11 protein-coding genes are annotated in these 14,182 nt (G+C 34.9%); 9 read left to right on the plus strand and 2 right to left on the minus strand.

The window, feature by feature from the left end:
- Nucleotides 1–239 precede the first annotated feature (239 nt).
- Both mnmG and rsmG read left to right on the plus strand, forming a co-directional pair.
- On the plus strand, nt 240–2,132 hold the full coding sequence (gene mnmG / locus A9G03_RS11250) for a tRNA uridine-5-carboxymethylaminomethyl(34) synthesis enzyme MnmG (RefSeq protein ID WP_065799252.1): 1,893 nt from the start codon (nt 240–242) through the stop codon (nt 2,130–2,132).
- On the plus strand, nt 2,110–2,709 hold the full coding sequence (gene rsmG / locus A9G03_RS11255; protein WP_065799253.1) for a 16S rRNA (guanine(527)-N(7))-methyltransferase RsmG: 600 nt from the start codon (nt 2,110–2,112) through the stop codon (nt 2,707–2,709). The genes mnmG and rsmG overlap by 23 nt, the downstream gene beginning before the upstream one ends.
- 27 nt (nt 2,710–2,736) lie before the next feature.
- Here rsmG and A9G03_RS11260 read toward each other — a convergent pair whose 3' ends face one another.
- Nucleotides 2,737–3,972, minus strand: a complete 1,236-nt coding sequence (locus A9G03_RS11260; RefSeq protein WP_065633738.1) for an N-acetylmuramoyl-L-alanine amidase — start codon at nt 3,970–3,972, stop codon at nt 2,737–2,739.
- 625 nt (nt 3,973–4,597) lie between these two features.
- Between A9G03_RS11260 and miaB the strand changes: the two genes are divergently transcribed.
- The 5 genes from miaB to A9G03_RS11285 all read left to right on the plus strand — a co-directional run bounded on the left by miaB (nt 4,598) and on the right by A9G03_RS11285 (nt 11,427).
- Nucleotides 4,598–6,025 carry a tRNA (N6-isopentenyl adenosine(37)-C2)-methylthiotransferase MiaB gene (gene miaB / locus A9G03_RS11265; RefSeq protein ID WP_065799254.1) on the plus strand — a complete coding sequence of 476 codons (1,428 nt, stop codon included), beginning with the start codon at nt 4,598–4,600 and terminating at the stop codon, nt 6,023–6,025.
- Between the two features lie 118 nt (nt 6,026–6,143).
- Nucleotides 6,144–7,166 (plus strand): PhoH family protein, encoded by a 1,023-nt coding sequence (locus A9G03_RS11270; RefSeq protein ID WP_065633740.1) that lies wholly within the window; start codon nt 6,144–6,146, stop codon nt 7,164–7,166.
- Nucleotides 7,167–7,244: 78 nt separating this feature from the next.
- Complete coding sequence (mrdA, locus tag A9G03_RS11275) at nt 7,245–9,122, plus strand: penicillin-binding protein 2 (protein ID WP_218056835.1); 1,878 nt, start codon at nt 7,245–7,247, stop codon at nt 9,120–9,122.
- A gap of 2 nt (nt 9,123–9,124) precedes the next feature.
- Complete coding sequence (mrdB, locus tag A9G03_RS11280) at nt 9,125–10,231, plus strand: peptidoglycan glycosyltransferase MrdB (protein WP_065633742.1); 1,107 nt, start codon at nt 9,125–9,127, stop codon at nt 10,229–10,231.
- Between the two features lie 14 nt (nt 10,232–10,245).
- Entirely contained in the window at nt 10,246–11,427 is a 1,182-nt protein-coding gene (locus A9G03_RS11285) for a serine hydrolase (RefSeq protein WP_065633743.1), read from the plus strand.
- 207 nt (nt 11,428–11,634) lie between these two features.
- Here the strand turns inward: A9G03_RS11285 and A9G03_RS11290 are convergent, their stop codons facing one another.
- Nucleotides 11,635–11,853 (minus strand): hypothetical protein, encoded by a 219-nt coding sequence (locus tag A9G03_RS11290; RefSeq protein WP_065799255.1) that lies wholly within the window; start codon nt 11,851–11,853, stop codon nt 11,635–11,637.
- A 612-nt stretch (nt 11,854–12,465) separates the two neighbouring features.
- On the opposite strand from A9G03_RS11290, the gene rpsB reads away from it, so the two are divergent.
- Both rpsB and tsf read left to right on the plus strand, forming a co-directional pair.
- Nucleotides 12,466–13,203 (plus strand): 30S ribosomal protein S2, encoded by a 738-nt coding sequence (gene rpsB / locus A9G03_RS11295; protein WP_065633745.1) that lies wholly within the window; start codon nt 12,466–12,468, stop codon nt 13,201–13,203.
- A gap of 85 nt (nt 13,204–13,288) precedes the next feature.
- Entirely contained in the window at nt 13,289–14,149 is an 861-nt protein-coding gene (gene tsf / locus A9G03_RS11300) for a translation elongation factor Ts (protein WP_065633746.1), read from the plus strand.
- Nucleotides 14,150–14,182: the final 33 nt, after the last annotated feature.

Genomic DNA, 14,182 nt, shown 5'->3' on the forward strand with positions numbered 1-14,182 from the left:
ATCGCAACTAAGATCCTAAATAATAATCACAAAAATAAGTTATCAACAGAAGTCATCTAAACTAATAACAATAAAAATAAAAAGATCAAATAAAAGATCTTATTTAATTTAAATAGCGATCAAAATAGATCATTTGACGTAATCAAAAAGATGAGTACAATTCCTAACGCTAAATAAACCCTAATCACCTGATCAAAAACGACGATCATCAATATATAAATAAAAACAACGAGGCTTTTATGTTTTATCCAGATCTTTTTGATGTCATTATTGTTGGTGGCGGCCATGCAGGAACAGAAGCAGCAATGGCATCAGCTAGAATGGGCAGAAAAACACTACTATTAACCCATAATATCAATACGTTAGGTCAAATGTCTTGCAACCCTGCAATTGGTGGTATTGGTAAAGGGCATCTAGTAAAAGAGATCGATGCAATGGGCGGACTCATGGCACACGCTATTGATCTAGCAGGGATCCAGTTTAGGATCTTAAATAGTAGTAAAGGTCCTGCTGTGCGAGCTACTCGCGCTCAGGCAGATCGATCGCTTTATCGAAAAGTGATCCGAACAACACTTGAAAACCAACCTAATTTAATGCTATTTCAACAATCAGTTGAAGATGTGATCATCGAAAACGATCAGATCACAGGTGTAAAAACTCAAATGGGTGTATCTTTTAGAGCAAAAGCCGTAGTATTAACAGCAGGCACTTTCTTAGATGGAAAGATCCACATCGGTTTAGATAATTACAGCGGTGGTCGAACAGGCGATCCAGCATCAATTGGTTTATCAAAATCATTGCATCAATATCCATTTAGAATGGGTCGCTTAAAAACAGGTACACCACCACGTATCGATGCGAGAACTATTGATTTTTCAAAACTTGGAACACAATATGGCGATGATCCCGTTCCGGTATTCTCATTTTTAGGTCATGCTAGTGAACATCCAAAGCAGATCCCATGTTATATAACAAGTACTAACGAAACCACACACGAGATCATTCGTAACAGTTTAGATCGCAGCCCTATGTACACAGGTGTTATTGAAGGTGTAGGTCCAAGATACTGCCCTTCCATTGAAGATAAGATCATGCGCTTTGCTGATCGTAATTCCCATCAGATCTATTTGGAACCTGAAGGATTAGATAGTAATGAAATCTATCCAAATGGGATCTCAACAAGTCTACCTTTTGATACTCAACTTGCATTCGTACGTAGTATGAAAGGGCTTGAAAATGCTAATATTGTAAGGCCCGGTTATGCGATCGAATATGATTATTTTGATCCAAGAGATCTTAAACCGACGTTAGAAAGCAAAGTGATCAAAGGGCTATTTTTAGCCGGTCAAATCAACGGCACAACTGGTTATGAAGAAGCTGCGGCCCAAGGGATGCTAGCTGGGTTAAATGCAGCAAGATTTGTATATGATCAAGATCAATGGTATCCAACACGTGATCAAGCTTATTTAGGCGTCTTGGTAGATGATCTTTGTACATTAGGCACAAATGAACCTTACCGCATGTTTACTTCTCGCGCTGAATATCGCTTGATGTTACGTGAAGATAATGCAGATATTCGCTTAACTGAAATCGGACGTAAATTAGGGATGGTTGATGATTACCGTTGGCAAAAATTTAATGAAAAATTTGAAGCAGTGGAACAAGAAAGGGCACGTCTGCGTGATATTTGGGTTCATCCTCATATCGAAACCATTGATGAAGTGAATGCGGTCCTAAGTGCTAATTTAACCAAAGAAGCCAATGGTGAAGAGCTACTAAAACGTCCTGAAATGAATTATCAAACGTTAAAAAAACTATCACTGTTTGCACCAGGGGTAAGCGATCCGCAAGCAGCTGAACAAGTTGAAATTCAAGTCAAGTATGATGGTTATATCAAACTGCAAATTGAAGAAATAGAGCGTCAAAAACGTAATGAACAAACATTGATCCCTGCGCATATTGATTATGCAGAAATATCAGGGTTATCTAATGAAGTAGTGGCTAAATTGAAACAACATAAACCTGTTTCTATTGGGCAAGCTTCACGTATTTCGGGTATTACGCCTGCTGCTATTTCAATGTTATTGGTTTACTTAAAAAAGAAAAATTATGTTAAAAAAGAAACTCATTAATCTAATTGATCAAACTGATCTTTTGATCTCAGATCAACAAATTGATCTATTAATTGATTATGTTGAAATGTTACATAAGTGGAATAAAGCTTACAATTTAACTGCTGTGCGAGATCCTAACGAAATGTTAGTTAAGCATATTATGGATAGTCTTGTTGTATCGCCTTATTTAGAAGGTAAAACGTTTATTGATGTCGGAACGGGGCCAGGTTTACCTGGCATCCCATTAGCAATTATCAACCCTGAAAAACAATTTGATCTCGTTGATAGTTTAGGTAAACGAATTCGTTTTTTAAAACAAGTACAATTTGAATTAAAGTTAACTAATATAAATCCAGTACAAAGTCGAATTGAACAATATTGCGATAAAAAGTTTGATGGTGTGATTAGTCGTGCTTTTGCTTCCCTGCAAGATATGCTTAATTGGTGTAAACATTTACCTAATGAACATGGTGCTTTTTATGCGCTTAAAGGCAGTGAGATCGATACTATTCCCGATGGTTTTATACTTAAACAAAATATTAAATTGACTATTCCCCAATTAGATGCCGAAAGACGTTTGGTGATAATTCAATAGTGTTATGTTTAGTCACTTTTACGATTGCTAGTTTTTACGTTTTTTGACGTAATCTTTAATGCCATCTACGATCGCTTTAGATACTTGATTTTGAAACGAAGCTGTTTTTAATTTTTGCTCTTCTGAAGCATTACTAATAAAAGCAGTTTCGACTAAAACCGAAGGAATATCTGGTGCTTTTAATACAGCAAATCCCGCTTTTTCAAGTGACGGTTTATGTAATTTATTGACACTTTTCATTCTATTTAAAATGGCATTGCCGAGTAATACACCATTGCTCAGTGTGGTTTTTTGCACTAAATCTAAAATGGTATTATCTAAATATTTATCACCACTACGACTGACGCCGCCTATTTGGTCGGCCTCATTTTGAGTTTGTGCTAAATAGCTAGCTGCTGAGCTACTTGCGCCGCGTGTAGATAAAGCAAATACTGACGATCCTTTTACTGATGAGCTAGCAAAGGCATCGGCATGAATAGAAATAAATATATCAGCGTGTAATGATCGAGCTTTAGCTACTCTAACTTTCAATGGTATAAAGACATCCTCATTACGTGTCATGTAGACTTTTATATTAGGTTCTTTTTTCAAAGAACTGTAAGCTCGACGGGCAATTTGTAAAACGACATCTTTTTCACGCGTCTTATTATTTCCAATAGCGCCAGGATCTTCGCCTCCATGTCCAGGATCGAGAACAACAATAATAGGTGCGTTTTTGTTTTTATTTGTTGCTGTTTTGATCTCAGCTTGTTTTTTATTAAGATCGCCTTTTTTATACTCTTCTAATAATGCAAGCAAAGGATCATCATCTGTTGCTGATGAAGGCTTAGATGGATAAAGATCGATGACTAAACGATGTTTAAATTCAGCTACAGGCGATAAGCTAAAGGTATTTGGTTGAATACCTTGCTTCAAATTGATCATGATTCGAACTTTTTTTGAATCAAGTTGGGCAACACTTATTGATTTGATATAAGGATCTCGAGGTAATACTTTAGATGAAATCTTTTTTAAAGTAGCATCTAAATTAATATTCTCAATATCAATGGCAAGCCTTTCTGGATTGGTCAATAAAGTGTGTTTGAATTTTAAATTTACATTCGATTCTAATGTTATTCGAGTATAGGTCGATGAAGGCCAAACTCTAACGGCTATGACCTGAGCTAAGTTTGCTGCAAAACCTACTTTTGTGACAGATAATAAACATGTCGCAATAATACCTTTAATGAGTAGGCGTTTTGTTGGACTAAATGTTTTTGACATATCTAAACACATTATTTTCTAAATAAATTGATCGTGAATAATAGCATAAAATATATTGATATTAAAAAGAATGATTCTCATCTTTAATTGGCTTTTTTATTTGATAAGTTATCTATTGATTATGTTATAGCCGCGGCCTTGATATTTTTTATTCAGGTTAGGATTATATTTAACTCAAGGTTTAATCAATTTGGCTTTGTTGGCATTGTTTGTTAAAACTTTTAAACAATGAAATTTATATTTTTGATGAAAATAGGAAGTAATCAAATTGGCGCTATCATGCATTTTTCAGTTTGCCTACTTATTTTACACTACTAGATAAATTAAAAATTACGTTATTAATAAATCAGTTATAATAAAATTATATCTACGATAAATTTTGACTAAGTGTTAGACAATAAATTGATTGGTGATGTTTTTAGTTAGCAAAATAACCTTTTTTTTACTGTTAAATTTTTTCTAAAATATTGCTATTTTCAATAAAAAAATCCAATACGCTACTTTGTTTTGTTATTTTTCATTTTTATTATAGACCCTACAATTACAAAGGATTACAATATGGCACGCTAAAATCGCGGATTTAAACCCGTTTTCATTTTAACAATTAAATATAGCTGAGTTATTGATGAGCAAAAAACTACATATCAAAACTTGGGGCTGCCAAATGAATGAATATGATTCAACTAAAATGGCAGATCTCCTTGAATCCACCCATGGTTTAACTTTAACAGAAAATGCAGAAGAAGCAGATATTTTATTACTCAATACTTGCTCTATTCGTGAAAAAGCCCAAGAAAAAGTGTTCCATCAATTAGGTCGTTGGAAAAACTTAAAACAACATAATCCGAATATTATTATTGGGGTAGGTGGTTGTGTTGCTTCACAAGAAGGTGCACATATTCGTAAACGCGCACCATTTGTTGATATTATTTTTGGACCACAAACTTTTCACCGTTTGCCTGAAATGATTGAGCAAGTTCGTAGTGGTAAAGGCAATCATGTTGTTGATGTTAGCTTTCCAGAAATTGAAAAATTTGACCGTTTGCCTGAGCCGCGCAGTGAAGGGCCAACAGCTTTTGTATCGATTATGGAAGGATGTAATAAATATTGTACTTACTGTGTGGTACCTTATACTCGAGGTGAAGAAGTCAGTAGGCCGTGTGATGATGTTATTTATGAAATAGCTCAGTTAGCCGAACAAGGCGTTCGTGAAGTCAATTTACTTGGTCAAAATGTAAATGCTTACCGCGGTCCAACATTTGATGGTGATATCTGTTCTTTTGCTGAATTATTGCGATTAGTTGCGGCTATTGATGGTATTGATCGTATTCGTTTTACTACCAGCCATCCAATTGAATTTACCGATGATATTATCGATGTTTATCGTGATACGCCGGAATTAGTTAACTTTTTGCATTTGCCGGTACAAAGTGGTTCAGATCGTGTGTTAAATCTGATGAAACGCACACATACCGCTATTGAATATAAATCAATTATTCGCAAATTACGCAAAGTTCGTCCTGACATTCAAATTAGTTCGGATTTTATTGTTGGATTCCCTGGTGAAACCCAAGAAGATTTTGAACAAACCATGAAATTAATTGCTGATGTGAATTTTGATTTAAGTTATAGCTTTGTTTATTCAGCACGACCAGGTACACCAGCTGCTGAAATGGAAGATAATGTTTCTGAAGACGAGAAAAAACAGCGTTTATATATATTGCAAGAGCGCATTAATCAACAAGCGATGCAATTTAGTCGCCGCATGTTAAATACCGTGCAACGTATTTTGGTTGAAGGACCTTCCAAGAAAAACTTAATGGAATTAACAGGACGTACTGAAAATAATCGTATTGTTAATTTTGAAGGTTTACCAGATATGATTGGAAAATTTGTTGATGTAGAAATAACCGATATTTATCCTAATTCCTTACGAGGAAGAGTGGTTCGTACTGAAGATGAAATGGATTTACGAGTCAATCAATCGCCAATGTCAGTAATTTCACGAACGCGTAAAGAAAATTATTTAGGCGTGGGTATTTATCATCCATAACTATAAGTGAATATCGTGAAGGGTTATCACTATGTTGTGCACTTTTTAATGCGTTAAAATATTAAATTTATATCAATAACGCATTGGCAGTTAATCTTAATTATTAGAGGACTTATCATTGAATATTTTGACTTGTGAAACTTTACTTGAGCCGGCTGATAATCAGCGGTTAAATAGTCTTTGTGGTCCTTATAATGACAATATAAAACAATTAGAGCGTCGACTTGGTATTGAAATTAATCATCGTGGTAATCTATTTTCAATTACCGGTGATCCTATTTGTGTTAATGCAGCCAACGATATTTTAAAAGTACTTTATAAGCAAACTAAATTAAAAAATAAAATAGTTGATATTGAACCAGAACAGATTCATTTAGCTATCAAAGAATCTGGGGCTCTTGAAAAAGCAAGTGAACACTTACCTGCTTATGTTGATTATCAAGCAGGTAAGCTTGTTATGATAAAAACTAAGCGTGGCGTAATTAAACCCAGAACAGCAAATCAAGCGCAATATATTGCGCATGTGTTAGATTATGATATCTCGTTTGGTATTGGTCCGGCTGGAACGGGTAAAACCTATTTAGCGGTAGCCGCAGCGGTTGATGCTTTGGAAAAACAACAAATTCGTCGAATTGTATTAACTCGCCCTGCGGTTGAAGCTGGTGAAAAACTGGGCTTCTTACCGGGTGATTTAAGTCAAAAAGTGGATCCTTACTTACGTCCTCTTTATGATGCTTTATTTGAAATGTTAGGTTTTGAAAAGGTTGAAAAACTCATTGAAAAAAGTGTTATTGAAGTTGCACCCCTAGCTTATATGCGTGGGCGTACTCTTAATGACGCATTTATTATTTTAGATGAAAGTCAAAATACGACTATTGAACAGATGAAAATGTTTTTAACCCGTATTGGTTTTAATTCTAAAGCGGTCATTACTGGTGATATTACGCAAATTGATTTACCTCGCCATCAAAAATCTGGATTACGTCATGCAATTGAAGTATTAAGCCAAGTTGACGAAATTAGCTTCAATTTTTTTAATAGTGAAGATGTTGTTCGTCATCCTGTGGTTGCAAGAATCGTCAATGCTTATGAAAATTGGGAAGAACAACATAAGCATCAATCTGGCGAAAGAAGTATTTAGAGGAGTCATATTATCCCTATCTCAAGTAAAAAAAAGAGAAGCAATATTCGAGATCACTCGGCAGAAACGAATCTGTTTTTGCGGCGAGTGTTATTTGCTTTTGTTATTATCTTATTATTAATATCGGTTTTACTCGGTAATTTAGCTGATTTGCAGATTTCTAATTTTAGTTATTACAGTACTAAATCGAATAATAATCGTATCGAAATTATCCCTATTCCACCTAGCCGTGGAATGATTTATGATCGTAATGGCACGCCCTTAGCCATTAACAATATAACTTATCAACTCAATATTATTCCTGATAAAATTAAAAATCTTAATGAGCAATTTAATGAATTAAAAAATATTGTTAATTTGACCGATGAAGATATTGAAAATTTTCAAAAAGAACGTCGTAATTATAAAGCTCATCGTCCCGTGCCACTTAAGGACAATTTAACTCAAAAGCAAATTGCACGTTTTGTTGTTGATCAGCATCGTTTCCCTTATGTTTCAATTGTGGGTATACAGCATCGCTATTATCCATATGGCGCATCATTAACGCATATTATTGGCTATATTTCAAAAATTAATACTGCTGATAAACAACGTTTAGATGATGAAAATAAAACCAGTGATTATGTGGCAACTTTTAATATCGGTAAAATGGGTATCGAAAAATACTACGAAGATGTATTACATGGTACGCCAGGATATGAAAAAGTTGAAGTTAATAGCCGAGGGCGCATTGTTCGTCAACTTAATCAGCATCCACCACAAGCTGGTGAAGATATTTACCTGTCTATCAATCTTAAATTACAACTTTATATCGAGCAGTTACTTGCTGGCCGTAAAGCAGCAGTTGTTGCTATTGATCCTAACAATGGCGAAATTTTAGCATTGGTTTCAAGTCCGAGTTACGATTCTAATCCGTTTGTTGGTGGAATATCGAATGCTAAATATAGCGAATTACTCAATGACCCTAATAAACCTCTTTATAATCGAGCATTACTTGGTTCTTATCCGCCTGCTTCAACAGTAAAACCCTATATCGCCATTGCCGCTTTAAGTGAAGGTGTTGTTACACCCAAATCAACCATTAATGATCCGGGTTGGTGGCAACTACCTGGTACCGATAGACGATATCGAGACTGGTTAAAATGGGGACATGGGCGCGTTGATGTGTTAAGAGCAATTGAAGAATCAGTTGATACCTATTTTTATCAAGTTGCTTACGATATGGGTATCGATCGTTTACATCAATGGATGACTAAATTTGGTTATGGTGAAAGAACCGGTATTGATATTTCACCAAATGAAGAAAATAAAGCCGTTATGCCTAGCCGTGAATGGAAAATGCAACGTTATAAAAAAGCTTGGTTACAAGGTGACACCATTCCGGTAGGGATTGGTCAAGGTTATTGGACAGCAACACCTATACAGTTAGCTAAAGCGCTTACTATTTTGATTAATAATGGTAAAACTTATACGCCACATTTTTTATTGTATAAAAAGAGCGATATTTTAAATACCAATTCGAATCCACCTGCGGTTAATCAACAAAATTATATTGAAAATAATAGTTTAGTTGATGTTAATCCCAATTACTGGGCATTAGCTAAAGAAGGCATGCATCGGGTAATGTTTGGTGCACGAGGAACTGCACGAAAAATCTATGCCGATGCAAAATACCAAGCAGCCGGTAAATCGGGTACAGCACAAGTTTATGGTTTAAAAGAAGACGAAGTTTATAATGCCCATAAAATTCCTGAACACTTACGTGATCATGCGTTATTTGTTGCTTATGCTCCTTTTGATAAACCAACTATTGCGTTAGCCATTGTGCTTGAAAATGGCGGTGGTGGTAGCTCAAATGGCGGAGCTGTCGCACGAAAAATATTGGATTATTACCTATTAGGTGATAATTCAACGGAATTAGATGAAACTGCATCACATGCAGGGCATGAAGATTAATTATGAATAATATCAAAAAAACTTTTTGGCAAAAAATCCATATCGATCCACTATTTTTTTTATTCATTACATTATTACTTGGCTATAGCCTTTATATTCTTTGGAGCGCTACTGGTCAAGATTTTGATATGATGCAAAAACGAGTCATTCAAATTTTACTTGGTTATGTTGTGATGATTGTCATTGCGCAATTTTCGCCTAGAACCTTTGAAAAATGGGCGCCATATTTGTATTTGTTTTGTATATTTATGTTGTTATTGGTCGATATTTTTGGTTATGTAAGTAAAGGCGCACAGCGATGGTTAGATTTAGGCATTTTACGCTTTCAACCCTCTGAAATTGCTAAGATAGCTGTCCCATTAATGGTAGCTAAATTTATTCACCGTGATGGTTGTCCACCACCATTAAAAAATACCTTTCAAACTTTAATTATTATTGCCGTTCCTACTTTACTTGTTGCTATGCAGCCAGATTTAGGTACTGCAATTTTAATTGTTATGTCAGGTATTTTTATCATATTTTTAGCTGGCATCAATTGGCGATTTATTTTTATCGCTATTATTTTAATTGCGGTATTTCTGCCAGTAATGTGGTTTTTTCTTATGCATGATTATCAGCGACTTCGAGTGTTAATGTTATTTAATCCTGAACTCGATCCTAGTGGTGCGGGTTATCATATTATTCAATCTAAAACCGCTATTGGCTCCGGCGGGATCTGGGGTAAAGGCTGGCTTGAAGGCACACAATCTCAGTTAGAATTTTTACCAGAAAGGCATACTGACTTTATTTTTTCCGTTATCGCTGAAGAGTTTGGTTTTATCGGCACAATAATACTATTAGTGTTATTTTTATGCTTAATTATCCGTGGATTAGTTATTGCCGCACAAGCTCAAACCACATTTGGCCGTATACTCTCAGGTGGTTTAATTTTAGTGTTTTTTGTTTATGTATTTATTAATATTGGTATGGTTAGTGGAATCTTACCGGTAGTTGGTGTACCATTACCGCTAATAAGTTATGGTGGCTCTTCCTTAGTCGTATTAATGGCAAGTTTTGGCATTATGATGTCTATTCACACTCATCGATACATGTTATCTAAAAATATTTAACGGAATTGAATTAAATGAAAAAGAAATTTAAATTATCTTTTGCTTTGTTAGCGCTTGCAATTTGTTCTTCGGCATCAGCTGAAATGGCTTTTCCTATTCCTGCTATTCCCCAATTAGATGCTGAATCTTATATTTTAATTGATGCTAAATCAGGTGAGATTTTGGCGCAATATAATGCTGAACAACAACGCGATCCAGCAAGTTTAACGAAAATGATGACCAGTTATGTAGTTGGACAAGCATTACAATCAGGGCGTATCAAAAATGATGATATGGTCGTTGTAAGTAAAGATGCTTGGGCAACAGGAAATCCTATTTTAAAAGGCTCATCATTGATGTTTTTAGAAGTGGGTAAAACGGTTTCGGTATCCGACCTTAATAAAGGAATAATTATCCAATCTGGCAACGATGCCTGTATCGCAATGGCTGAACATATTGCAGGTAGTCAAGGTGCTTTTGTTAATTTAATGAATGAATATGCGAAAAAAATAGGTTTAGAGCATACGCATTTTGAAACTGTTCATGGCTTAGATGCACCCGGACAATATACAACAGCAAAAGATATGGCGTTTTTAGGAAAAGCATTAATCCATGATTTACCTTCAGAGTACGCTATTTATAAAGAAAAAGAGTTCACTTATACCCTATCTAAACCACAATTAAACCGAAATGGTTTACTTTGGGATACCACTTTAAATGTTGATGGTATTAAAACTGGGCATACCAATGCTGCTGGTTATAATTTAGTTGCCTCAGCTGTTGATGGTAATACGCGTTTAATTTCTGCTGTATTAGGTGGACGCACTTTTAAAGGACGTGAAGAAGAGAGTAAAAAATTATTAGTTTGGGGATTTCGTTTTTTCGAAACAGCTAATCCAGTCAAAGCGGGTACGCCATTAACAACAGAATCTATTTGGTATGGCGATCAGAATAAAATTCAGTTGGGTGCAATTGAAGGTGCTTATGTTACTGTGCCAAAAGGACGTTCGGCTGATGTACAAGTACAATATATTATTGATGATTATATTTACGCACCTATTACTAAAGGCACCAGTGTAGGTAAAATGCAGTTTTTATTAGATGGCAAAATTATTAATGAACAGCCATTAGTTGCATTACAAGATGTTGAAGAAACAGGATTCTTTGGATCTGTATGGGATTGGATTTGTTTGAAATTTAATCAAATATTTAACTAAATTTTATTAAACCATTTGATAAGTAAAAACTTATTGAATGGTTTTTTATAACATAAAAACAATCTGTAAACTTATTCACTGCCCTAAAATAACGTTCTTACAACGCTTTTTACTTTGTTAATCACGCATACTATCTTACTTAATTTACAAGCATAACTTGTTTATTACTCATCGCTTTTAAAAAGATAACTGTCTGGTATTATAAAATTATCTTTCCAACAAGGTTTTGAAATAGAAAAGCGTTGCAATGTAAAACGGGATAAAATCTTCCTGATGTAACACATTAAAATTTTTAAGATCAGTGACTAGTAAAGCTACATCTAGTTCATCTACTACGATACGCTCTCGTTTTTCTAAAGTAATTTTAGTTGATTTAGCATAAAAATTAACTTTTTCATGAATGGCTAAAGTAGGGATAAAAGTCATTTTTTTAACTTAATTTTCAATGACTACAATCTGCAAATAACCGTAATTTATCTTTAACGCATGAAGAATAAAAAAGCTTTTTAATATAACTTACTCTTAGCAATATTTTTTTTATTCGTTATCACATCCTTTTATAGGTTGATATTTTATATCTTTAATACGATTAGGATAGAAGCATAATTAAAAGTAAATTAAGACTAACGGCATAAGCTAACAAGATGACAGTAAAGCTAATTTTTAATATGTAAAAACATCGTGTTAATAAAGCTAGCGTTTTTATTTTTTAATTGAAAAATACTTAGTAAATTCACGAAATTTATTCAAATTTTTATTTTTTGAGTTAACTTTCTTTTTAATGCATAACACTATTGTTGCTATTTTTATAGAAATAACGCTAGCAAACCTTATCTAAATATGGTATAAAACGCGCGCAACTCTTCACATTCATTTTTCAAAAAATTGTTGTGAGATAAAGCAAAAATTTTAAAATTTAATTAACGTTATAACACACACATATCATTACTCTTTGCCGGGGTGCCTTTTACTTTAAGTAATAAGGTCGGATAAAGCGGATATGTGGAGGCATAACCCCAACGTCAAAATGAGGAAATCATGACTACAGTATCAATGCGCGATATGTTACAAGCGGGTGTACATTTTGGACACCAAACTCGTTATTGGAACCCAAAAATGAAACCATTTATTTTTGGTGCTCGTAATAAAGTTCACATCATCAATCTTGAAAAAACAGTTCCTTTATTCAACGAAGCGTTAGCTGAATTAAACAAGATTGCCGCTCGTAAAGGTAAAATTTTATTTGTTGGTACAAAGCGTGCAGCTAGCGAAGCGATTAAACAAGCGGCTGAAAGCTGTGGGCAATACTATGTAAATCACCGTTGGTTAGGTGGTATGTTGACTAACTGGAAAACAGTACGTCAATCAATCAAACGCTTAAAAGATTTAGAAACACAAGCTAGTGATGGTACATTTGACAAATTAACCAAAAAAGAAGCACTAATGCGTGCTCGCGAAATGGCTAAATTAGAAAATAGCTTGGGTGGAATTAAAAATATGGGTGGCTTACCCGATGTGATTTTTGTTATTGGTGCTGACCATGAACATATCGCAATCAAAGAAGCTAACAATTTAGGTATTCCAGTCATTGCTGTTGTTGATACAAACTCAGATCCAGATGGTATTGATTATATTGTTCCAGGTAATGATGACGCAATTCGTGCTATTCAATTATATGCAAATGCGGTTGCTGATGCAGTTCGTTCTGGTCGTGAACAAAACCAATCTCCAGTATCTGAAGAAAGCTTTGTTGAAGAAGCGCCAGCAGCTGAGTAATAAACTCAAATATTTTCAGGGTCGATAATGAGTGTCGACCCATTCTAATGAAAATCATCACAATGGTTAAATAGAGGATTAAAAAATGGCTGAAGTTACCGCTTCTATGGTAAAAGAACTGCGTGAAAGAACAGGCGCAGGCATGATGGAATGTAAAAAAGCATTAGTTGAAGCGAATGGTGATATTGATCTTGCTATCGACAATATGCGTAAATCAGGTCAAGCAAAAGCCGCTAAAAAAGCTGGTCGTGTTGCTGCTGAAGGTGTGATTATTTCTAAAATTTCTGCTGATAAAAAATCAGGTATTATTTTAGAAATCAACTGTGAAACAGACTTTGTTGCAAAAGATGCTGGTTTTATCGCATTTAGCGAAAAAGTAGCGACAGCTGCATTAAATGATCACATTACTGATCTTGCTGCTTTACAAGCTAAATTTGAAGAAGAGCGTACAGCTTTAGTTGCTAAAATCGGTGAAAACATTGGTATTCGTCGTGTTCAAGCAATCGCTGGTGATGTAGTAGGCAGCTACCAACATGGTGCTCGTATCGGTGTTTTAGTTGCAGCAAACAGTGGCTGTGATGAAGAATTAGTTAAACATATCGCTATGCACATTGCTGCAAGTAAACCTGAATATGTTAACCCAAGCGATGTTCCGGCTGATGTGGTTGAACATGAACGTAATATTCAAATCGATATTGCAATGCAATCAGGTAAACCACGTGAAATCGCTGAAAAAATGGTTGAAGGCCGTATGCGTAAATTCACTGGTGAAGTATCACTTACTGGTCAACCATTTGTAATGGATCCAAGTAAAACTGTAGGTGATCTACTTGCTGAGAAAAAAGCGACAGTTGCGACATTTATCCGCTTTGAAGTGGGTGAAGGTATCGAAAAAGTCGAAGTTGATTTTGCAGCCGAAGTTGCTGCGATGTCGAAACAATCTTAATTGTTTTATAAAAACCGCCGTAAAGGCGGTTTT

Origin of the sequence: Gilliamella sp. wkB171 (genome assembly GCF_001693755.1) — a bacterium.
In the GTDB taxonomy this organism is placed as follows: domain Bacteria; phylum Pseudomonadota; class Gammaproteobacteria; order Enterobacterales; family Orbaceae; genus Gilliamella; species Gilliamella apicola_F.

Excerpts from the sequence above, each read along its gene's own strand:
- mnmG (WP_065799252.1), top strand. The coding sequence starts at position 240 with ATGTTTTATCCAGATCTTTTTGATGTCATTATTGTTGGTGGCGGCCAT.
- rsmG (WP_065799253.1), top strand. The coding sequence starts at position 2,110 with ATGTTAAAAAAGAAACTCATTAATCTAATTGATCAAACTGATCTTTTG.
- A9G03_RS11260 (WP_065633738.1), bottom strand. The coding sequence starts at position 3,972 with ATGTCAAAAACATTTAGTCCAACAAAACGCCTACTCATTAAAGGTATT.
- miaB (WP_065799254.1), top strand. The coding sequence starts at position 4,598 with ATGAGCAAAAAACTACATATCAAAACTTGGGGCTGCCAAATGAATGAA.
- mrdB (WP_065633742.1), top strand. The coding sequence starts at position 9,125 with ATGAATAATATCAAAAAAACTTTTTGGCAAAAAATCCATATCGATCCA.
- A9G03_RS11285 (WP_065633743.1), top strand. The coding sequence starts at position 10,246 with ATGAAAAAGAAATTTAAATTATCTTTTGCTTTGTTAGCGCTTGCAATT.
- A9G03_RS11290 (WP_065799255.1), bottom strand. The coding sequence starts at position 11,853 with ATGACTTTTATCCCTACTTTAGCCATTCATGAAAAAGTTAATTTTTAT.
- rpsB (WP_065633745.1), top strand. The coding sequence starts at position 12,466 with ATGACTACAGTATCAATGCGCGATATGTTACAAGCGGGTGTACATTTT.
- tsf (WP_065633746.1), top strand. The coding sequence starts at position 13,289 with ATGGCTGAAGTTACCGCTTCTATGGTAAAAGAACTGCGTGAAAGAACA.